The sequence below is a fragment of the Limnospira platensis NIES-39 genome (assembly GCF_026000695.1).
GTDB lineage: Bacteria > Cyanobacteriota > Cyanobacteriia > Cyanobacteriales > Microcoleaceae > Limnospira > Limnospira platensis.
Genome location: NZ_AP026945.1, coordinates 5,770,015 through 5,790,640, shown reverse-complemented (window position 1 = coordinate 5,790,640; position 20,626 = coordinate 5,770,015). Strand labels below are relative to the sequence as shown.

Sequence of the window (20,626 nt, the reverse complement as noted above, 5' to 3'; positions counted from 1 at the left end):
ACCATCTCTCGGTTATGTTGGGTTTCACGCTCGTTTCACCCAACCTACCAAGAGCGATCGCTTATTTAAGTAGGTTGGGTGGAGGTAACGGAACCCAACAACACCATCTCTCGGTTATGTTGGGTTTCACGCTCGTTTCACCCAACCTACAAATGTTGGGTGAAACCCGAGCCACAAAGAGCGATCGCTTATTTAAGTAGGTTGGGTGGAGGTACGGAACCCAACAACACCATCTCTCAATGATGTTGGGTTTCACGGAGTTTCACCCAACCTACAAAGAGCGATCGCTTATTTAAGTAGGTTGGGTGGAGGTAACGGAACCCAACACCACCATCTCTCGGTTATGTTCGGTTTCACGCTCGTTTCACCCAACCTACCAAGAGCGATCGCTTATTTAAGTAGGTTGGGTGGAGGTAACGGAACCCAACAACACCATCTCTCGGTTATGTTGGGTTTCACGCTCGTTTCACCCAAACTACCAAGAGCGATCGCTTATTTAAGTAGGTTGGGTGGAGGTAACGGAACCCAACACCACCATCTCTCCGTTATATTGGGTTTCACCCTCGTTTCACCCAACCTACAAATGTTGGGTGAAACCCAAGCAACAAAGAGCGATCGCTTATTTAAGTAGGTTGGGTGGAGGTAACGGAACCCAACAACACCATCTCTCGGTTATGTTGGGTTTCACGGAGTTTCACCCAACCTACCAAGAGCGATCGCTTATTTAAGTAGGTTGGGTGGAGGTACGGAACCCAACACCACCATCTCTCCGTTATATTGGGTTTCACCCTCGTTTCACCCAACCTACAAATGTTGGGTGAAACCCAAGCAACAAAGAGCGATCGCTTATTTAAGTAGGTTGGGTGGAGGTAACGGAACCCAACAACACCATCTCTCGGTTATGTTGGGTTTCACGGAGTTTCACCCAACCTACCAAGAGCGATCGCTTATTTAAGTAGGTTGGGTGGAGGTAACGGAACCCAACACCACCATCTCTCGGTTATGTTGGGTTTCACCCTCGTTTCACCCAACCTACAAATGTTGGGTGAAACCCAAGCAACAAAGAGCGATCGCCTTCCAGTTGCTGTAAGCGAGCCTCCAATTCCCGCAGCCGCGTTTCCGCTAACTCCGCCCGCTGACGCTGTTGTTCAGCTTCCTGACGCTGTTGTTCGGCCTCCAAGCGCTGCTGTTGGGCTTCCTGACGCTGTTGTTCGGCTTCCTGGCGTTGCTGTTGGGCCTCCAAGCGCTGCTGTTCAGCTTCCTGACGCTGCTGTTCGGCTTCCTGACGCTGCTGTTCGGCGAGTTTGGCTAACTCTGTGGGGGTGAGAAATCGCTGACCATCAGGACGATAGATGGTGAACTGCTCCTCAATGAGTTCAAAGCGAATCCCTAACCGGGGACTCGTCCAGTTTTCCGCCTGCTCAATCAGTTCCAGCGAACCCGTTTGATTGCGTATCCACCCGTGAAAATCAAAACGGTCTGGTATTGCACAGTGAGGAATGATTAAGAGAACGGAGGAAGTTGTCCATGCTTCAAATAATAGATAAGTAAGCGAATTGATTTGTACAACATCTCAGTGGACTTGGAATAACACAAAGTTTTGCGATGTAGCCTGGCTAAATAGTGCCTCAGACGGCAGTTTTCTCCTTCTACTCTTGTCATAGCCGTTTTGCTGACTAGATGATTGCAATCCTCAATTAAGCAAGGATAAACTTTGTATCCGTCCGTAATATATAGAAAAAAAGGTGCGAGACGTTTAGGAATCAAATAAGGCTGCAATGCCTGAAATAACTTCCTAATGGGACTTTCACCCCTTGGTGGAATATAAGGGATTCACATTCCTGACCATCCCATAACTGTTTATATGTCCCGACGCTTGGAGAAATCTAAGCAAGGCAGGGGACTCAAGGTCATAAACAAACTGAGAAATCAGGGCGTTGAGAGTAACGGCGATAGCCACCCCCAGTTTCAGGATTCACAACCCGTCAGATTGAAGCGGGGAACGGAAGGCATGAGGGAAACCTAATCCCAACAATCCGACCACTGCCAACCATCCATGACTAAGGAAATCTGAATGTTCCGGCTTGAACCATCGTAATCTAGAAGCAGCGAAATAGGTTGATACGCTGCGTCCAAAAGGGCAAGGGGAAAAGTAGGGTAATCTTGTTATCACCTACACAGACCTTTAAAGGTACCCCGGTGGAAAGGACAAGTCTAAAGATGGAATGCCCATATAAACGGTACGTTTAAACCCCTTTTAGGCTCTCGGCAGGTACATCTTGTTGAGTAGTGAAAGTGTAATCGTATGCCTTTAAGGGGAAGGGATGTGACTGAAAGCCAATGCCTAATTGTAATGGTTAGGATATGCCCACTAGTCACGGTGTAGATATAGTTACTGCAATCAACAGGAGTTTAACGGCGAAAGCGAGTTTAAACACTACGATGTTGTATTTAGCTCCAAAAGTTGAAGTACAAAAGCAGGGGTTGGTAACCCTGTTCCCGTTGCCAAGGGGTATCTACATCAGGAGCCGTGTGATGCGAAAGTATCAAGCACGGTTTTGAATGGGAGTGGGGGAAGGCGACTTCCCTCTCGACCCCTACCCCCAGCCCTGAATCATTTGCCATAATGTGGTAAAAGTCAGCAATGAGCGGTCGCCTATGACAAACTTCAGAATTACAGGCAGTTTGGTATTCACAACTGTCCAGACCCAGATGTTTTTTTTTGAACCCACAAAAGTCTGAGGCTCATCAATTTGAGCTATTTCAGGAATTTCATAGTTTTCCTCATCACATCTGGGTTTCTGCAACTCTAACCCAGTTAAGTATTGTGTTGTGAGAAATACCAGTGACTCTCTCAATGGCTCGAAATCCCATGCCATTGAGGGACATTTTCACACCAAGCTCTTTGACATCAGAACTGTAACCTCCAGGACAGGGATTTTCTCGAAATTGGCGACCACATTCACGGCACAGGTAACTCTGTTTTCCCTGACGATGACCATTTTTGACTACTTTATGGCTTTGGCAATAAGGACAATCCATCTTGATTTATTTGAGAATATCATTTTCTATTATGCAACACCGTGGTTGGAGTTTATCTTAATTCCAACATTGAAGCCAGGTCAGACTCTAGTATTGGACAATGCAACGTTTCATAAAGGGGGGCGGCAGGCTGAACTGGTGGAGGCAGCTCAATGCCGTTTACTCTATCTTCCGCCTTATTCGCCAGACCTCAACAAGATAGAGAAATGTTGGTCGTGGTTGAAAGCCCGCATTCGCCATTGCACGTGAGCAGTTTGATTCTCTCAATGATGCCATGGATTCTGTTCTCAAGGCTGCGTCCTAACCGTATTGACTAGTGCTATATATCCACACCGTGATCTGTGGGCATATCCCCACCATGACAATTGGGCTTTAGCTTCTGGTCACATCCTTCACCCTCTAAGGGTAGGGGTCGAAAGGGAAGTCGCCTTCCCCAACTCCCATTCAAAACCGTGCTTGATAGTTTCCCATCACACGGCTCCTGATGTGGATACCCTTTTTGTCTGATGAACAGGGTTACTACCCCCTGCTTTCGTACTTCAATGTTCAGAGCTTTATGCACCACGTAGTCTTTCAACTCGTTCTCGCCACTATACTCCTAATAATCGCAGTATCTATATCCACACCGTGACAATTGGGCATATCCCAACCATGACAATTGGGCTTTAGCTTCTGGTCACATCCTTCACCCTCTAACCATGCGCTTACATTTTTCACTACTGCCTTGTCAATAGCATTACTCACTTGTTTATAGGCAGAGCATTAGAGGGGTTACAACGTTCCGCTTATATGGGCATTCCATCGTTAGATTTGTCCTCAGAACCGGGGTACTTTAAAAGTCTGTGCAGGTAGTCGTATGAGCCCCCTACTTTTCCCCTTGCCCTTTTGGGCGCAGCGTGTCAACCTATTTCGCTGCTAATGTATTACCATGGTTCAAGCCGGACATTCAGTTTCCTTAATCATGGATGGTTGGCAGTGGTCTCGATTCCGGTATTAGGTTACACCTCGGAGCCTTCCGTTCCCCGCTTTAGTCCTAGGGTTGTGAGTCCTAAAACTAGGGGTGGCTATCGCCGTTACCCTCTGCTCTGTGATTTCTCAGTTCGCTTAGGACCTTGGGTTCCCTCCCTTGCTTAGTTCCCTAAGCGTCGGGACATATAAACAGTTATGAGGATGGTCAGGAGTGCGCTCCTTATATCCAAACTCAGGGCTGGAATCCTCACCGGCTAGTGATTTCTGGCATTTAAGCCCTATTTCATACCCGAACGTCTCGCACCATTCGCTTACATTTGTCACTACTGATTATCTCGACCAGATATTCAGAGCCTAAGAGGGATTACAACCTTCCGTTTATATGGGCATTCCATCTGTAGATTTGTCCTCTCCACCGGGGTACTTTTAAAGGTCTTTGTAGGTAGTGAACAAAGCCCCCTACTTTTCCCCTTGCTCTTTTGAGCGTAGCGTATCAACCTATTTCGCTACTCCATTTTTACGATGGTTCAGGCCAGACATTCGGTTTCCCTAATCATGGATGGTTGGCAGTGGTCTCACTTCTGGTGTTGGGTTACACCTCGGATCCCTCCGTACCCCGCTTCAATCTGACGGGTTATGATTCCTGAAATCGGGGGTGGCTATCGCCGTTTCCCTCAACTCTGTTTCGTTACGCTTCCGTTATGTTAAGAATTGTTACGATTTGTTACAGAGTATGTTGACCTTGGGTTCCCTGCCTTGATTTGGTATCGTATGATACTAATCGTTGGGACATATAAACAGTTATGGGGTGGTCAGAAGCGAGCTTCTTGTATTCACCCAAGGGGCTGAAACCCCCACCAGGCGGTTATTTAGGGTATCACAATCCTATTTTATGCCTGAACGTTTCGCACCCGATAATTAATTGATAACAGAAAGCCCCCTAAAAAGTGCGTTCTACCCTCAGTGTTTGACCCGGTGTAAGTTTCTTAATTTCCTCAGTTAAATCTAACCAGGGTTGTAGTTGTCCCGGTTGAAATGTGCGACTCATGACCACATAAATAGAGGTTTGGGAAGCCCCAATTCCTGCACTAATTACACCCTGCCAAGAAGAGGCGGTAATTTCATCTGTCACCAGCCATTGATTATCTTGCCAGAGTAATTTTCGCCGAAAGTGAAACGGTGCATCCTGCTTGCCTGTTATTAACATTTTTTGCAGCATTTTCCGAATTAAGTTGGGAAAAAACCGCCCAAAAGTTAACATGACTACCCGTAACAGGATTAATTTTAAGGGTGACATTTGGGTTTGTTTCGCCCATCCTAACGGCCCTTCGATAGTGATTTCGTCCTGTTCTACTTTGACCTGGTAAGGTTCGATTAGGTGACTGACGGCATTTTTTAAATTTTTCCCCTTGCTAATTTGCAGGGATATTTGAGTGTCAGAAATTACTAATTTATTGTTCCTAAATATCTTGAAAACTCCGCCTTTATTTAAGCCCATATATAACTCAATCCCGGGACGACGTTTGATTAAAATTTGGGCTTCTTTTAACCAAAGACTAGCCACATCCCGGGGCAGAGGCTGAGGTCGATCGCTCACGAAATCTTGCCAAGCCAGCAGATAATTCCAGGCATGATGCCCAATAATATGATCATCAGCATAGCAAGGACCCAAGCCATTTTTTAGACCCTGTAAAAACTGGTCATTAATCCGCAGGGCTTCTGGTAGCCACTTCCCCGCTAACTCAAAACCATGGGGAAAGAAATTATAAGTGTTGCGGCAGCCATATTCCCCGCCATAAGTGCCATCAGGGTGGATGAAATGGGACGCTAATTCTACACCTTTGGCGATCGCATTTTTCACCCGGTCATCAGGTTTAAGGCGGTCCAATTCTGCCAAACAGGAAAGGGTGAGAGTATGATATCCGGGGTCGCAACCCTCATACTCCCGAAACCATCCCTCTTCAGTTTGCCAACTTAAAAGGCGATCGAGTCTCGTCCCTTGTATGCGCCGCCATTTAGAAGTTTGCAGCAGGTTTCCCAACCTTTCCAAGGCTAGAATAATTAACGCCTCATGGTTCGCCAGTTGACCACTTTCGTAGTGGTTAGCCAACCAGTTCGCCCGTCGTTCAAAAAACCTCAGCGCCTCATAATCAACTAACCCCAATAGTCGATAACTTTCCACACAAGCCAGCAAAGAAAACGCCGAAGCCCCCGCCGCCCTTTCATAGGGGAAATAGTCATCACTAGAACCGTCTGCATGGGCGCTGCGCGCTGCAAAAGCTATCCCCGCTTGTACCCATTCCTTGATAGCGGGGTGTTGGTAATAGGAATTATCGGGAACATTGACTTCGTGGGCTAAAGCCATGGGCCAGACAAACTCCTGGGCCATACCACTGGGGAAGTCGATAATTTTATAATGCCAGAAGTTTCGGTCAAAACACCCATAGGTCGGACTGTGGGGGTTCCGATCTAGCAAGGTGAGAATTTTAGGAATTTGCCCTAGGGCTTCGATCGCAAATATATCTCTACTCACTTTGGGGTGGCTGAATTAATATGAAACCACATTCTAACTCGAAGTAATCCATCATCAATAATCAATAACTAATTCTATCACGCCTCCCTCTCCCCGGATATTTTGGGGGGTTGACAAACACTGCTCAATTGTGATATTCTGTAAGCAAAAAAAATAATTTTTATATAGCCACTTTTTTTAAAATTGTCAGTATTCCAATTATATAAAATGGTAGCAGAAACTTACCCAAAAATCAACCCACCCCCCCACAAAAAAAATTTTTGTAACATTTATTAACTTTTTATTGCAAAAGTTAACATAATCTGGGAGAGTCCCGGATGGTTGGGAACTCTCCCCCAGATGATGGATAATTCATCAAGCGACGCGCAGGCGTTCAAAGCCGTGTAAGATAGGGGGGCGAGCCTTATCAGAAGTCACTCTATACAGGCGGGAAATTTCGGCGCTATTATATACTCGGAACTCGCTTTCTACAGTAGCCCTGTGGGTACGGATAGCTTGATTCAAGACTAGGGAACCTTCGGGGTCGGATACTGACCGATGGAAGGTTCCTGGGGGAATCCGCAAAATGTGTCGATTAGCGTCTAGTCGGACAATATGATAGGGACATTCCCAAGCGAAATTAACTAGATAGAAAGTACGACCCCCGGAAACAGCCAGTAGGTTATCTTCTTGGTTGGAGTGTAGATAGAACTGCCAGTAGCCATCCTCCGTGTTGTTGGGACTGGTAGCTGGTCCTTCGTGAAAAACCAGATCCCTAGCATTAGAGTTGGGGATGGTGATATCGAAAAAACGCACGCTAGGGGTATCACGGAACTTATGGAAGGGCAGTAACTCGAACATAAATGATTAGAGTAGCGATTAAATTTTTCAGTTCTCCCATAGCTTAATGATCTGATTCGGTATCATGCAAAACTCATTAAGCATAATTTCCATGCGTAAACTGGATGGATGATTGTTAATGACGATGGTCTCCGGTTCGGTTAATTGTTATGAATTTGTTTCATGTGCGGGTGTTAATGGCTGTGGTCGCCAAGGGTAGCTTTTCTGAGGCGGCGCTGGATTTGAATATTTCCCAATCCTCGGTGAGTAGGGCGATCGCATCTTTAGAAAATGAGTTAGGGATTCCCCTATTGTGTAGGGGGCGCTTTGGAGCGCATTTAACCCCCATTGGTGAAAAAGTCCTAGGTCACGCCCAGAAAATCCTGGAACTGCGGGAGACTATCGACCACGAGGTGAATTTGGAAAAGGGGTTACAGGGGTCTAAGGTGCGGGTGGCTTCTTTTCGCAGTGCGGCTACCCATATTTTGCCGCCGAAAGTGGCTGAGTTTCGCAGTCGTTTTCCTAATGTAGAGGTGAAAATTACCGAGACTGATCCGGTGGGGGTGGAACAGGCTTTGCGGATGGGTCAGGTGGATATTGGTTTAGTTCCTTTACCGCGATCTGAAGAGTTTGATACTTGGGAAATTGCCCGGGATGAGTATGTAGTATTATTGCCCAATTCTAAGCAACCAATTACCCAAAATTTAACCTGGGAAGAGTTGTCAGCTCATGCTTTTATATTGTACAATTATGCTGAGTGTACTTCGGCGGTGCGAGAACATTGGGCTAGGTGGGGACAGACCCTAAAAATTGCCTATGAGATTAAGGAAGATTCTACTATTGTTAGTATGGTGGCTCAAGGTTTAGGGGCCGCAATTCTGCCCCGGTTGGCGGCGCTACCTATTCCTAAGTCGGTGAAAGTGCGATCGCTTCCAGTACCCTTAGAAAGGGCGATCGGCGCGGCTATTCTTAGTAATGGTCTGCATCCTCCGGCGGTTTTCGCCTTCCTCGATGTATTACGTTAGAGACCTGCTCAATTGGTCGGTCTGTATCCGTCAGAACGCATAACTATAAACCCTTATCCTGATAGCGATAGCGGGTTATTACTCAACCCTATATCCTATTGAGTTACTCAGATATTACTCATAATCTAGTCCTAGCACAGGAAAATAATTCTGTCAATAGGATGATTACTCAGTCAACAAGCACAACTTAATCAATCTGTCAAATACCCATACCATCCCCCCAACCAAACACCGATAGGGTAACTCCCTTGTGATAGCAGTCAATGGCAAGCCTATCGGTTCGTTCCTCACCATTGACTGCTATCACATCGTTCGTTTCCCCAGGAGTGCTTGTTTCGGTTGGGGGGAGGATATGTTTCAAAATCAACCACGACAACAGCAGAAGATAATTCCCTAAGCTATCAATGTACAAAGATATTAGGCTGCCTATCCGGTTATCTATGGGAGTCAGATTATTAGTGAAATCTTGAGGAGCCTACTCGCTACCAACAAAATGCGATCGCATAATCTAAACTATCTCCTACCGGAATCAACCCGATACCCTCAAACAACTTTTCAACTGGTAACTTGTTTCGTCATCTCTCGCTGATACCTACATAATCCTAGAGAATTGATTCCCCATCGAAACCGATACCTACATACCGCTAGACAAGTCTCCAATTTATAGGGGTACTGGGTTCCGCCTGGGATGATTACCCCTAATAGACGGGTTAAGGTTTTGGCTTAGGGTGTTTATTGTGGGTAAACTAGGGGGGTAAGCATATAAATAATTAATAGTCCAGGATTAATAGTCCAGGAAATCAATAATACGAATGAACCCCTACAGTCAGAAACCATAGGGGGCCATTTAAGTTATTGAGTTAGGGTTATCTGTTAGGGTTTAGGGTTTAGGTTGTTCTGCACTTAGTAATCATAGCTAACGCTGCTTCTGTTAGCTTATCTACAGTGACTTGGTCAGCTTTCCCTATGTAAATGTGATGATTGACGCTACCATCCCACCCTTTGAGGTTCCAGTAGGTAAAACCATTGATTGAGAGTTTTTTGCACGCTGTAAATCGTTTACCATTAACCTGAACAGTAAATATTACTACTGTAAACTGGGGAACTGCTCGGACTTTAACAATTGGTTCTACAGGCAAATCAGTAAACGGCTCTGGAAATGTAAGTTGGAGTTTAGCAGAAATTGGTGCTTTACCCAATCTTTCAATAACTGTAACAGGAGATTGGAATGATGTGTTAACAACAGGTTTTTATCAAGGGAGTTCTCTTTTAAATCAAAGTCCGGGAGGTTCATGGCGTTTTTGTACTGTACAAAGACATAATGATTCTTGGATTTCTCAAACAATGATACCTTTTGGAGGAGAAGGTATTTATCAAAGAAATCGTGTAAATGGAGTCTGGAGTAGCTGGCAATAATTAGCTTTTACAAGCTCTAATATTACAGGTAATGCAGCAACTGCAACCACGCTTCAAACTGCTAGAACAATTAATGGGACTTCGTTTAATGGTAGTGCCAATATAACAATAACTGCCAATACTCCTAATACATTAACAAATGGTACGGGATTAACTGGAAATAATTTTAATGGGAGTGCTGCAACAACATGGGCAGTTGCTTATGGCACTACAGCAGGCACAGCCTGTCAAGGTAATGATAGTAGATTATCTAACGCTAGGACTCCCACAACGCACACACATTCAAATATTACATTAACAGCAGGAGATGGTTTATCAGGAGGAGGAACTTTAGCAGCTAATAGAACAATTAATGTAGATTCAACTGTGGTTAGAACTACAGGTAATCAGGTTATTGACGACATAAAAACAATAAATAAATTAAGATTTAATAACCCCAATTCAGGGCTTATAGATACAAATTGGATAAATAAAAATTTTAACTTTAGATTTAGTGAAAATCATGTACCGGAAGCAATAACTGTTAGTAATTATGATAATACAACAATTACTTTAAATCGATACGGCAATATCAATATTGCCGGTAGATTTACACTAAATGGAGCGCAAAATTCATTTTTTGAGCAAAAAAGCACAACAACTTGGGGAGGTACTCCTGTTAATGCAACAGGCAAAATAGAATATTTTAACAATACATGGCAATTTAGCGCGTCTATCGAAAGTCAAGCGTTAGCTAGGTTTAGATATGGACCAACTAGCATAGCATATATTGCCACTAATGGAAATTATGTTAGCGGTAGCTCTGATATTAGATTCAAAACACTTTTATCAAAACCAACTATAGGGTTAAGCGAAATTAACGCATTGACAGTCACGTGGTTTAAGTATAATGAACTTGCAGCATTTCATGGCTTTAATCCAAGTACAGAACAATTTGGTTTAATTGCTCAAGAAGTACAAAATATATACCATAACGCAGTTGAAGTGGTTGAAAATAACCATACAGATAGCCCTGAAGTTGACGACAAAAAAATAGATTACTTAACAATCATGTATGATAAACTGATACCATTAGTGATTGCGGCAATTCAGGAATTATCAGAAAAAATCGACAAATTGGAAAATATGCTAAACACTCAACAATAAATTAACAGATAATGCCTAATGCACTTGATATATCTGAAAGTAATTGGTTTAAAGTTTATGAACTTAATTTCAGGATAGAAGATGATAGCTACACGGTACTAAAAAATTACCTGACATTTCTGGCAGTAAATTTATCAGGATATTATTTGACGCTGACAGTGTACCCGTGTACTGGAAAATGGCAGGATGGCTTAAATTCTATGCCTACAATGATGTTAACCAAGCTATGCTAGTTAAAAAAGAGACTATATGGCTTAATGAATATCAAATAATTGAATCACCGCCGTACAGCAATTTTTACGCTTCATTTTCTCCACTAGAAAGGATTAAATGGTTTACACTTCATTTTTGGAAATTAATATAAATGAACTTGGTAATAGTTGAATTAGGGTTAATTATTGTCGCGATTATTATCAGTATGTTCATTACGCATACAGGAAACCTAATTATTGAGAATAGGTTAGACGGTATCCAAAATAGCCTAAATTATTTGATTAGATATGTTAATGATTTTATGCCATCAACAGTTTGTAAAAAACAGTTAGAAGATAAAAAGCAATCACCCCCTCTTCCAATTAACAGAGATGATATTGATGATGATGGTTGGCGTAAACCCTAACATCAATTATTAATTAATGAAATCACAACAATGAAACCTTTACTAAGTTATTACGGGGGAAAGCAACGAATAGGTTCTAAAATATTGCAATATTTACCACCACACAAAATATATGTAGAACATTTTTCCGGTGGAGCTACTTTGTTATTTTTAAAACCATTACCTACCGTAACCAATCAACACGATTATAGAGAGTGCATTAACGATACAAGCAACCTTTTAATCAACTTGTATAGAGTAGCCAAAAAATACCCTATTGAACTTAATAATGAAATTCAAGCTACATTATATAGTCAATCTGACTACAGAAAATCTCAAGCAATATGTAAACAACCGGAAGGCTTTTCAGACATTGAAAAAGCTTGGGCATACTATGTCAATATCAACCAATCATTTGCCAACGCTAGGCAGGGGTGGGGTTTCAGTAAAAAAAGCGAAAACCAAGCGATGACATTCACAAATAAAAAAGCTAGGCTATCTGAAGCGTTGGAAAGGTTAGAAAAGGTTTACATTTCCTGCGAGGATGCTATTAAGTGTATTGAAAGGTGGGATTCACCTAATACACTATTCTATTGTGACCCGCCTTATTCCGGTAGTGTACAAGGTCACTATAGCGGCTACACGATTAAAGATTGGACAAAACTATGTCATACATTAGATTGCATAACAGGCAATTACATTATATCGAATTATCATCAGATGATTGAACCTCAATCATTTACACAAAAAATAGAAATAAATACAGTCATGTCAGCTAGTCACAAGAAAGATGTAAAAAAGAAACGAACTGAAGTGTTATGGGTTAAAAGTAACTTAGACGGTTTTAATCAACTTCCTGAGTTAATTAACTCAGAGGCCTATAATTGCCTACTTAATACATGGAGTCAACCTAACAGATAACCCTAACTCAATAACTTAAATGGCCCCCTATGGTTTCTGACTGTAGGGGTTCATTCGTATTATTGATTTCCTGGACTATTAATCCTGGACTATTAATTATTTATATGCTTACCCCCCTAGTTTACCCACAATAAACACCCTAAGCCAAAACCTTAACCCGTCTATTAGGGGTAATCATCCCAGGCGAAACCCAGTACCCCTATAAATTGGAGACTTGTCTAGCGGTATGTAGGTATCGGTTTCGATGGGGAATCAATTCTCTAGGATTATGTAGGTATCAGCGAGAGATGACGAAACAAGTTACCAGTTGAAAAGTTGTTTGAGGGTATCGGGTTGATTCCGGTAGGAGATAGTTTAGATTATGCGATCGCATTTTGTTGGTAGCGAGTAGGCTCCTCAAGATTTCACTAATAATCTGACTCCCATAGATAACCGGATAGGCAGCCTAATATCTTTGTACATTGATAGCTTAGGGAATTATCTTCTGCTGTTGTCGTGGTTGATTTTGAAACATATCCTCCCCCCAACCGAAACAAGCACTCCTGGGGAAACGAACGATGTGATAGCAGTCAATGGTGAGGAACGAACCGATAGGCTTGCCATTGACTGCTATCACAAGGGAGTTACCCTATCGGTGTTTGGTTGGGGGGATGGTATGGGTATTTGACAGATTGATTAAGTTGTGCTTGTTGACTGAGTAATCATCCTATTGACAGAATTATTTTCCTGTGCTAGGACTAGATTATGAGTAATATCTGAGTAACTCAATAGGATATAGGGTTGAGTAATAACCCGCTATCGCTATCAGGATAAGGGTTTATAGTTATGCGTTCTGACGGATACAGAGCGTCTACATAGCCTACAACCCCTATTCTACCGTTACTTAGGTGTTACTCAAAACCATAACAGGATCCATCAATCTGTAGCCATAAAATAACCCCTAGGGGTTTAATCTAGGGGCATTAATTTATGAAAGGTTGACGATTAGATTAATCTATCTGATAGATAACTCCAAGAAATAATTTAGCTTCAGAGCTATCAATATCAACCCCTAACGCTGTTAACCGTTCTATGGCTACGTTCAACGGTATAGGTAACTTAGAAACCCCTTTGAGAACTTCTAAGGTAGCGTCAATGCCTTCTGTCTTGTATTTACCTTCATTAACGATTGTGCTATGTCCCATAAGTCTAGCTCGTAACTCGATAGGTAATCCATACTTTTCACCTAACAGGTTGTACAGCCTACGAAAAGCATATTTCTGGGTTACCGGGCATTTCATAGATTGAATTCGTTGACTAAACGTTGCGTCAAAGCCTCCAACTATGCTTTTGGGTTTACTGCCTTTTTTCGGGCTATATTCTGGCAATAAGGGTCTTTTCAATTCCAGGAACTCAAACATTTCAGGGCTGGGAATTGGAGCTACAATCCTTCCCCCTGTTTTGATACTCACTTTCCGACCTTCTGAGTCAGTAAAGTAAGTGTAATCTCCTAATACCAAGTAATTGTCTTGATTATCGGGGTCTGACAGTGCTTTGATAGTGATACCATCATCCGTTACAAATGGCTTAGTTAGATTAACGGCCGCAGCTATCTCGGTAGGCCTTAACCCATACATTACTGCCATACCCGTCACCCATAACCAACTATGCCGGCATGATTGATGTCGTGAGTTTCTGATATCGTAAGCTTCTTGTTTGGTTTTAAACCACCAATCTTTAAAGGCATCGATGCCTATCCGTTGTTTCTTTATGAATTGCGTTTGTTTGGCGTTAATAGGTTCAAGCTGTTTAAGCAAGTGTTCTTTGTTAGGTGATTTCTCAGCTATGGCTTTTAAGATGTAGTAACGTTCCTTGAAGGTTTTGGAACCTACTAATTGTTCTCCGTTCCGTAGGGGAGTATACAGCATAGCCTTGAAACTCTCCCAGCTAGGATATTCATCCCAGTTAGGGAACAGCCTGAAATATATTCCTTTAGTAGCCTCGTAAGATGATAGGTCACTAACAATATCGCGAGAACGCGGTCTTCCTGTGTTGCGGTTGCAACCCGCAAAATACTCATCCTCTAGTTGTTGGAATATTTCCCGATAGGTTATCAGATTATCCTCAATCTGGTTCTTTCCTAAGATAGTCGCATCGTACCAATCCCAAAATTCACTAGCGCTAGTGATAGTCCCTAGGGCTTCTGATACCAACTTAGCTTTCCTAACGCCGTCTATCACCCCTTGAGGTGTACATTCAAGGTTAGCCGTTTTGGGTAGCCGTTTCCCGGTAGGTGGTTGCTTAAACTGCAATAGTAGGTTGTACCTAGCCCCGGTCTTTTGTAGTTTGAGTGTCACTCCTTTGGGACATTCCCCTTTAAAGTCTTGATAGGCTTTCAAGAATCTAGCGTAACTCTCATTATAGTTACCCTTTCCCCCTACTGTAGGGGTATCAGTAGCGTTACTCATTTTTTACTCACTTGTTATCCTGTTATGGTTTTGAGTAACACCTAAGTAACGGTAGAATAGGGGTTATAGGCTATGTAGACGCTCTGTATCCCCCCAATGATTGACAACTCCCTGAGTTATGGTCGAACAGGAAGTCACCTTCCCGAACTCCACTTCAAAACCGTGCTTGCGAGTTTCCCAGCACACGGCTTCTGATATGGACACCCTTTTTCGTAGGAACAGAGTTACTACCCCCTGCTTTCGTACTTCGACTTTTGGAGCTGTATACAACCACGTAGTCTTTAAACTCGCTCTAGTCATAATACTCTTAATCGTCGCAGTATCTATGTCCATACCGTGACTAGTGGGCATATCCTAAGCATTACGGTTAGGCATTGGCTTTCAGTCATATCCTACTCCCTCCAAGGGGTAGGGGTCGAAAGGGAAGTCACCCTCCCCAACTCCCATTCAAAACCGTACTTGAGACTTTCACCTCATACGGCTCCTGATGTGGACACCCCTTTGTCATGGGAACAGGGTTACGACCCCCTGCTTTGTAACTTCAACTTTCAGAGCTGTATACAACCACGTAGTCTTTAAACTCGCTCTCGTCATAATACTCCTACTAATCGCAGTATCTATAGCACCAGACAGGAAAGTTAGGACGTATAATGGAGAGGACGAGATGACTAAGAAGACCAAAAATGCCAGCCCCCTATAGTTACGACCTCAGACAAAAAGTTATTGATGCAATTGAACTAGACGGTATGCCCAAAACAGAAGCCAGTCAAGTTTTCCATGTCAGCCGGAACACCATTAATCTCTGGCTGCAAAGAAAAGCACAGACCGGAGACTTCCTCCCTAAACCTAATCACCGACCTGGCAATAACCACAAAATTACCGACTGGCAAAAATTCAAGGCTTTTGCCCAAGAGCATGGCGATCAAACCTCCGCTCAAATGGCTGAACTTTGGGATGACGACATCTCTCCTCGCACCATATCCAGAGCCTTGAAGAAAATTGGCTTCACCAGAAAAAAAACTTACGGCTACCAAGAACGTGATCAGCAACAGCGAGAGGAGTTTATTGCTCAGATTGAACAGATGGAGCCACAAGAAGTGGTCTACCTCGATGAAGCCGGCATGAATAGTCAGGACTCGGATTATCCTTATGGTTACTGTGAGCAAGGACAACGCTTCGATGTCCTCAAATCCGGGAAGAGGCAGGGCAGGGTGAGCTATATAGCCGCATGGTGTCATCAACAACTCTTAGCCCCCGATCGCTTTGAGGGTTGTTGTAATCGGACAGTGTTTGAGCTGTGGTTGGAGTTCATCTTAATTCCAACACTGAAGCCAGGTCAGACTCTAGTGCTAGACAATGCAACGTTTCATAAAGGGGGACGGATTCCTGAGCTAGTGGAGGCGGCTCAATGCCGTTTGCTCTATCTACCACCTTATTCGCCAGACCTCAACAAGATAGAGAAATGTTGGTCGTGGTTGAAAGCCCGCATTCGCCATTGCACGTGAGCAGTTTGATTCTCTCGATGATGCCATGGACTCCGTTCTCCCAGCTGCGTCCTAACCACCTTGACTAATGCTATATCAATGCGATCGACCACCTCCACCACCGTCCCCTCGGATAACCTAGCAATACTTCCAGTGTTGAGAGTAGCCAGTCGGCGAACATTTACCCGATTACTCCTAATTCTAGCCTTGGCTCGCGGGTAAAAATCAGCACCCCGAAACTCACCATCAGGAAAATTGCGCCTCACCTGTGGCGGCGGTTCCCCCTCAAAGCCAGGATTCCCCACTATCGGCTCAAACAGATCATCCCCATTAGCCTTCAAATCCTTTTCAGCATCAGGCCTGAACGCCAAACCAATAGCGATCGCACCTACTGCCAGTATAATAGCACCCAGGACAATGAGCCTAACTTTGGGTTTAACTTTCCTCATGGGGTTAGCGACAGTAACTTATAAATAACTATAAATATCGGGTTCTGGAGATGTTGACGATCGCTATGATATGAGATCCTAGGACTCTAATCTATAATGGAATTTCCAAAATGGCTGAGAATCAAACCCGCAACGAATTAGAAGTTCGTGCCCAAAAAGTCCAAGAATTGCGTCGTCAGGGAATTGATCCCTATCCTAGCGTAGCTTTTGAGCGATCGCACCTCGCCCAAGAAATTCACGATCACTTTTCCCAACCACAACACCAACTCGCCAACGGAGAAGCCGACCCCCAAGCACTTCCCCTGCGAGTCTGTGGTCGCATCACCTTCAAACGTGATAGCGGTAGCATTGGCTTTATTGGCTTAACCGACGCATCAGCAACCATTCAACTTAAAATCGAGAAAAAACTCGTCACAGGCGACCCAGGTTTAACATTCAACCAAATTAAAAAACTTCTCGATATTGGCGACTTTATCGGAGTTGAGGGTATTGGCTGCCGCACCAACCGGGGGGAACTTTCCATTCAAGTATCCCGCCTTGACGTGATCTCCAAAGCTACCATACCCTTCCCCGACTCCTACTATGGCATCAATGACCCCGAACTCTGTCGCCGCCACCGGGAAATAGACCTAGTTAGTAATTCCACATCCCTACAGCGGTTTAAACTCCGTAGCCGCATTATCCGCAGCATTCGCACCTATCTATGGAATGCCGGATTTGATGAAATTGAAACCCCCGTCCTCCAGACTATTTATGGCGGCGCGGCGGCGCGACCCTTTATCACCCATCACAATACCCTAGATATTGATTTATACTTGCGTATTGCTACCGAATTGTTCTTAAAACGTGCCGTTTGTGGCGGTATGGAAAAGGTTTTCGAGATTGGTCGTGTCTTTCGCAACGAGGGAATTGATAGCACCCATAACCCAGAATTTACCTCCATTGAAGTCTATCAAGCCTATGCTGACTATTTCCAAATTATGGCTTTGGTTGAAGACTTAATCTGTGCCGTAGCTACAGAGGTTTTGGGCGGGTCTACTCAGATTGATTATCAGGGAGATAAAATCAGTATCGATCGCCAATATGACTACAGCAATATTTATCCCACCTTCACCGGAAAACATTGGCGGGTTAAAACTATGGTCGAAGCTGTCCGAGATGAAACTGGCTTAGATTTTGATACCTTGGAATTCTCAGAAGCTAAATCCAAAGCTGAAGCGATCGGCGTGAGACTCACAGACTTAAATACTCAAAATTTGGGATATTTACTCTATGCTGTCTTTGACCAAAAGGTAGAATCAACCTTAATTGAACCTACATTTATTATTGATTTTCCCGTAGAAGTAAGTCCCTTGGCTAAACGACACCGTTCTAAGCCGGGATTTGTAGAGAGGTTTGAATTATTTATTCATGGCACTGAATATTCTAACGGGTTTTCCGAGTTAAATGATCCCGTAGATCAACGGCAGCGATTTGAGGAACAATTGGCTCAAAAACAAGCCGGAGATGATGAAGCACACCCCATGGATGAAGATTTTATTCAAGCACTTTCTTTGGGGATGCCTAACTGTGGTGGTATGGGAATTGGAGTTGACCGCCTAGTTATGTTTTTAACTGATACCCAGAGTATCCGCGATGCTATTTTATTCCCAACTATGCGTTCCTTCAAAGATACTTAATTCCCATTAATTTCAGGTCTGTCTGGGGGTAATTATTGATTATCCCCAGACCTCAGCACCATGGCTTTCCCAAACCTTTACTAAAATCATCCTGAAAGTTTACACCAGCCTATGTAATTTCACGGAGTCATCATGTTAAAGTTGCCTTACCATGTACAAATTACCCCAATTTACACCAGGGCTGGTTATGAAAAGCATCTACAAAAGTATCTCATTGACTACCAGCATTATTAGTGCGATCGCCATAAGTATTATTACTGAAACCTCAGCGATCGCCGCCACCTTTAACTTTAGTCAAATCTATACATTTGGAGACAGTTTATCAGATACAGGTAACGCTTATAAAGCCACTAGCGGAGCCATTTTTCAAGGTCTACCCTACTTCGAGCAACGAGCATCTAATGGATTACTATGGGTAGATTATTTAGCCTCAGAATTCGGTTTAAATCCGACTACATTAATCGACCCAGACTCTCCCATTGACGGGGTAAATTTTGCCTTTAATGGAGCGACAACCGGAGATTTTAACGCCTGGATTTTTACCAGGTTGATCAACTCAATTACAGGCATTTATTGCCCCTTTATTAATGTCCGGTCAATCCGCGAATCTGATGCGTTATATATTCTTTGGGCGGGAGCAAATGATTATTTAGGGGGAAGGGAAACTGATGTAAATATCCCGGTTAATAATATTACGCAAGCTGTAAGTTCTTTGTATGGTGTGGGAGCCCGTAATTTTCTAGTGCTAAATTTACCGCAATTAGGAAAAACACCCATTGCCCAATTTAATCCCTTCGACCCAGTTGACCCTTTTAATTCCTTTAACCCAGCCGCACTTAATAGCCTCAGTATCCAACATAATCAAGCCTTACAGCAAGGAATATTAGGGTTAAATCAAAGTTTATCTAATGCCCATATTAGCTTTTTTGATGTGGGTAGTTTATTCGATAATGCGATCGCTAACCCTCAGGAATTTGGATTAACCAACGTAACTGATAGCTGTCTATCCTTAAGATCAGGCACAATTTGTCAGAACCCCCACGAGTATCTATTCTGGGATTATATCCACCCCACTACCACAGCCCATCAAATTATTGCTAGTGGCGTTTATCATCAAATGCAAACAGAATATAATAAGAAATCTGTCCCCGAACCTTCAGCCACTGTAGCTTTAATTGTTTGAGGAGTTGGTGCTATGGTTAAAAAAGGCAAATCGAAGCCACAATAACATCTCCATTCAAGCAACATGATAGGGGTGTATTGATTGTTAGTAGACACACCTCATAATTAGACCACATCAATCTGGATCTGAATCCGTTATCGCGTTTAAGAAAGTGTGAGGAGTAAACTTGATCACGGAAATGAAAGGCGATCCAGATTTGAGTGCTGGTATTTACAAGGAAGGTTTTTCAAATCTATCCCATGTTTTGATTAGGGGGAAATAGGGTCATTGGTTGGGGGATAGTCAAGACAGTTCAACTTACCAATTTTTGGCTAAATATGATTAGGTATCAGTCCCAGATGTTCTCTGACTTATGGCTCGAACTAAATCAACTAATCCATTAGCCAACCGAGACGCAACCACAGTTCCCTCAAACTCAAATTCATGATTTTGTAGGGCTTCAACCAACATCCATTTACCTGTTTCTGTTAATAAAACCATTGGGACTTGGTTTTCTTTATGAATCTCAATCGCCCCAGCATTTTTGAGATCCTCATAGAGTCCCTGATAAATCCCGACTTTCTTACCTTGTCGTTTTTGTTTGACTTTACTGGTCAGATCACTTTTCTTAACCTTAGTCTGTGTTCCTCCCAACGCCCATAATGTCAGAAGCAAACGGGCTTTAGCCTTATCATCCATTTCACCCGTGATGGGTTTCGGTGTATTGTTGTAATCCATTGTTGACATATCACTTATAGATTGAGAGACCAAAATACCATCAGATTGTACAACAAATAATAATTAATCTAATAATTCGGATCATAACTATACCTAACAGCAGATTAGGGACCCAGGTATAAGGGGGAAAGCTAAATCATAGAAAACTACCATATTTCTATGAAATAATGCGATCGCCTTCCCGGGGGATCAGGATCT

The 20,626-nt window shown here is 43.2% G+C and carries 21 protein-coding genes and 5 pseudogenes; 16 read left to right on the top strand and 10 right to left on the bottom strand.

Features of this window, described 5'->3' with window-relative positions; genetic code table 11:
- Positions 1-14: 14 nt before the first annotated feature.
- From N39L_RS28275 to N39L_RS28260, 4 genes are all read left to right on the top strand, one after another.
- The gene (locus N39L_RS28275; protein ID WP_014277040.1) at positions 15-200 is read left to right on the top strand and encodes a hypothetical protein; all 186 of its coding nucleotides are present in this window, start codon (positions 15-17) and stop codon (positions 198-200) included.
- Between the two features lie 5 nt (positions 201-205).
- On the top strand, positions 206-631 hold the full coding sequence (locus N39L_RS28270) for a hypothetical protein (RefSeq protein ID WP_014277039.1): 426 nt from the start codon (positions 206-208) through the stop codon (positions 629-631).
- Entirely contained in the window at positions 591-728 is a 138-nt protein-coding gene (locus tag N39L_RS28265; RefSeq protein WP_157888748.1) for a hypothetical protein, read from the top strand. Before N39L_RS28270 ends, N39L_RS28265 begins: the two co-directional genes overlap by 41 nt.
- A gap of 89 nt (positions 729-817) precedes the next feature.
- Positions 818-955: a hypothetical protein gene (locus N39L_RS28260; protein WP_157888748.1), complete on the top strand. Its 138-nt coding sequence runs from the start codon at positions 818-820 to the stop codon at positions 953-955.
- Positions 956-1,012: 57 nt separating this feature from the next.
- Here N39L_RS28260 and N39L_RS28255 read toward each other — a convergent pair.
- Together N39L_RS28255 and N39L_RS28250 are read right to left on the bottom strand one after the other, a co-directional pair.
- Positions 1,013-1,483 (bottom strand): annotated as a pseudogene (locus N39L_RS28255) (hypothetical protein); the annotation flags it as partial.
- A gap of 20 nt (positions 1,484-1,503) precedes the next feature.
- Positions 1,504-1,740, bottom strand: a pseudogene (locus N39L_RS28250) (IS1 family transposase); the annotation flags it as partial.
- A 124-nt stretch (positions 1,741-1,864) separates the two neighbouring features.
- On the opposite strand from N39L_RS28250, the gene N39L_RS28245 reads away from it, so the two are divergent.
- Positions 1,865-2,026: a hypothetical protein gene (locus N39L_RS28245; protein WP_167538962.1), complete on the top strand. Its 162-nt coding sequence runs from the start codon at positions 1,865-1,867 to the stop codon at positions 2,024-2,026.
- A gap of 577 nt (positions 2,027-2,603) precedes the next feature.
- Here N39L_RS28245 and N39L_RS28240 read toward each other — a convergent pair.
- Positions 2,604-3,042, bottom strand: a pseudogene (locus N39L_RS28240) (IS1 family transposase); the annotation flags it as partial.
- A gap of 42 nt (positions 3,043-3,084) precedes the next feature.
- Here N39L_RS28240 and N39L_RS28235 point away from each other — a divergent pair.
- Positions 3,085-3,346: pseudogene (locus tag N39L_RS28235) on the top strand (transposase); the annotation flags it as partial.
- A 1,605-nt stretch (positions 3,347-4,951) separates the two neighbouring features.
- On the opposite strand, the gene N39L_RS28230 reads toward N39L_RS28235, so the two are convergent.
- Together N39L_RS28230 and N39L_RS28225 are read right to left on the bottom strand one after the other, a co-directional pair.
- Entirely contained in the window at positions 4,952-6,544 is a 1,593-nt protein-coding gene (locus N39L_RS28230; protein ID WP_006616318.1) for a hypothetical protein, read from the bottom strand.
- Between the two features lie 354 nt (positions 6,545-6,898).
- Positions 6,899-7,384, bottom strand: coding sequence for a hypothetical protein (locus N39L_RS28225; protein WP_014277033.1), 486 nt, complete (start codon positions 7,382-7,384; stop codon positions 6,899-6,901).
- Positions 7,385-7,533: 149 nt separating this feature from the next.
- Between N39L_RS28225 and N39L_RS28220 the strand changes: the two genes are divergently transcribed.
- Complete coding sequence (locus N39L_RS28220) at positions 7,534-8,388, top strand: LysR family transcriptional regulator (RefSeq protein ID WP_006616316.1); 855 nt, start codon at positions 7,534-7,536, stop codon at positions 8,386-8,388.
- A 199-nt stretch (positions 8,389-8,587) separates the two neighbouring features.
- Here the strand turns inward: N39L_RS28220 and N39L_RS28215 are convergent, their stop codons facing one another.
- On the bottom strand, positions 8,588-8,800 hold the full coding sequence (locus N39L_RS28215; protein ID WP_162097052.1) for a hypothetical protein: 213 nt from the start codon (positions 8,798-8,800) through the stop codon (positions 8,588-8,590).
- A 475-nt stretch (positions 8,801-9,275) separates the two neighbouring features.
- The gene (locus tag N39L_RS28210) at positions 9,276-9,527 is read right to left on the bottom strand and encodes a hypothetical protein (RefSeq protein ID WP_081471299.1); all 252 of its coding nucleotides are present in this window, start codon (positions 9,525-9,527) and stop codon (positions 9,276-9,278) included.
- A 289-nt stretch (positions 9,528-9,816) separates the two neighbouring features.
- Here N39L_RS28210 and N39L_RS28205 point away from each other — a divergent pair.
- From N39L_RS28205 to N39L_RS28180, 6 genes and pseudogenes are all read left to right on the top strand, one after another.
- A pseudogene (locus N39L_RS28205) lies at positions 9,817-10,222 on the top strand (tail fiber domain-containing protein); the annotation flags it as partial.
- Entirely contained in the window at positions 10,198-10,950 is a 753-nt protein-coding gene (locus tag N39L_RS28200) for a tail fiber domain-containing protein (protein WP_410223536.1), read from the top strand. The pseudogene N39L_RS28205 and the gene N39L_RS28200, both read left to right, overlap by 25 nt.
- Positions 10,951-10,961: 11 nt before the next feature.
- A complete protein-coding gene (locus N39L_RS28195; protein WP_126277548.1) occupies positions 10,962-11,183 on the top strand; it encodes a hypothetical protein in 222 nt (73 codons plus the stop codon).
- 131 nt (positions 11,184-11,314) lie between these two features.
- Entirely contained in the window at positions 11,315-11,569 is a 255-nt protein-coding gene (locus N39L_RS28190; protein WP_014274322.1) for a hypothetical protein, read from the top strand.
- Positions 11,570-11,599: 30 nt separating this feature from the next.
- Positions 11,600-12,469 carry a DNA adenine methylase gene (locus N39L_RS28185; protein WP_014277028.1) on the top strand — a complete coding sequence of 290 codons (870 nt, stop codon included), beginning with the start codon at positions 11,600-11,602 and terminating at the stop codon, positions 12,467-12,469.
- 454 nt (positions 12,470-12,923) lie between these two features.
- On the top strand, positions 12,924-13,136 hold the full coding sequence (locus N39L_RS28180; RefSeq protein ID WP_162097052.1) for a hypothetical protein: 213 nt from the start codon (positions 12,924-12,926) through the stop codon (positions 13,134-13,136).
- Positions 13,137-13,458: 322 nt separating this feature from the next.
- Here the strand turns inward: N39L_RS28180 and N39L_RS28175 are convergent, their stop codons facing one another.
- Both N39L_RS28175 and N39L_RS28170 read right to left on the bottom strand, forming a co-directional pair.
- On the bottom strand, positions 13,459-14,916 hold the full coding sequence (locus N39L_RS28175) for a site-specific integrase (protein WP_014277026.1): 1,458 nt from the start codon (positions 14,914-14,916) through the stop codon (positions 13,459-13,461).
- A gap of 63 nt (positions 14,917-14,979) precedes the next feature.
- Positions 14,980-15,216: a hypothetical protein gene (locus tag N39L_RS28170; RefSeq protein ID WP_193353186.1), complete on the bottom strand. Its 237-nt coding sequence runs from the start codon at positions 15,214-15,216 to the stop codon at positions 14,980-14,982.
- 383 nt (positions 15,217-15,599) lie between these two features.
- On the opposite strand from N39L_RS28170, the gene N39L_RS28165 reads away from it, so the two are divergent.
- From N39L_RS28165 to N39L_RS28155, 3 genes are all read left to right on the top strand, one after another.
- Positions 15,600-16,476 (top strand): IS630 family transposase gene (locus N39L_RS28165; protein ID WP_286131404.1). Its coding sequence is split into 2 segments (ribosomal slippage): positions 15,600-16,412 and positions 16,414-16,476, totalling 876 coding nucleotides; the frame shifts between segments, so codons are not numbered across the junction.
- 483 nt (positions 16,477-16,959) lie between these two features.
- Positions 16,960-18,528 carry a lysine--tRNA ligase gene (gene lysS / locus N39L_RS28160; protein ID WP_014277023.1) on the top strand — a complete coding sequence of 523 codons (1,569 nt, stop codon included), beginning with the start codon at positions 16,960-16,962 and terminating at the stop codon, positions 18,526-18,528.
- A 187-nt stretch (positions 18,529-18,715) separates the two neighbouring features.
- Positions 18,716-19,711 (top strand): SGNH/GDSL hydrolase family protein, encoded by a 996-nt coding sequence (locus N39L_RS28155; RefSeq protein WP_006620052.1) that lies wholly within the window; start codon positions 18,716-18,718, stop codon positions 19,709-19,711.
- 321 nt (positions 19,712-20,032) lie between these two features.
- Here the strand turns inward: N39L_RS28155 and N39L_RS28150 are convergent, their stop codons facing one another.
- On the bottom strand, positions 20,033-20,437 hold the full coding sequence (locus tag N39L_RS28150; protein ID WP_008057218.1) for a hypothetical protein: 405 nt from the start codon (positions 20,435-20,437) through the stop codon (positions 20,033-20,035).
- Positions 20,438-20,626 lie beyond the last annotated feature (189 nt).

Bases quoted from the DNA above. Each gene is read 5' to 3' on its own strand.
- N39L_RS28175 (WP_014277026.1), bottom strand. From the start codon at position 14,916: ATGAGTAACGCTACTGATACCCCTACAGTAGGGGGAAAGGGTAACTAT.
- N39L_RS28245 (WP_167538962.1), top strand. From the start codon at position 1,865: ATGTCCCGACGCTTGGAGAAATCTAAGCAAGGCAGGGGACTCAAGGTC.
- N39L_RS28155 (WP_006620052.1), top strand. From the start codon at position 18,716: ATGAAAAGCATCTACAAAAGTATCTCATTGACTACCAGCATTATTAGT.
- N39L_RS28185 (WP_014277028.1), top strand. From the start codon at position 11,600: ATGAAACCTTTACTAAGTTATTACGGGGGAAAGCAACGAATAGGTTCT.
- N39L_RS28220 (WP_006616316.1), top strand. From the start codon at position 7,534: ATGAATTTGTTTCATGTGCGGGTGTTAATGGCTGTGGTCGCCAAGGGT.
- N39L_RS28170 (WP_193353186.1), bottom strand. From the start codon at position 15,216: ATGACTAGAGCGAGTTTAAAGACTACGTGGTTGTATACAGCTCCAAAA.
- N39L_RS28190 (WP_014274322.1), top strand. From the start codon at position 11,315: ATGAACTTGGTAATAGTTGAATTAGGGTTAATTATTGTCGCGATTATT.
- N39L_RS28150 (WP_008057218.1), bottom strand. From the start codon at position 20,437: ATGTCAACAATGGATTACAACAATACACCGAAACCCATCACGGGTGAA.
- lysS (WP_014277023.1), top strand. From the start codon at position 16,960: ATGGCTGAGAATCAAACCCGCAACGAATTAGAAGTTCGTGCCCAAAAA.
- N39L_RS28195 (WP_126277548.1), top strand. From the start codon at position 10,962: ATGCCTAATGCACTTGATATATCTGAAAGTAATTGGTTTAAAGTTTAT.
- N39L_RS28225 (WP_014277033.1), bottom strand. From the start codon at position 7,384: ATGTTCGAGTTACTGCCCTTCCATAAGTTCCGTGATACCCCTAGCGTG.
- N39L_RS28275 (WP_014277040.1), top strand. From the start codon at position 15: ATGTTGGGTTTCACGCTCGTTTCACCCAACCTACCAAGAGCGATCGCT.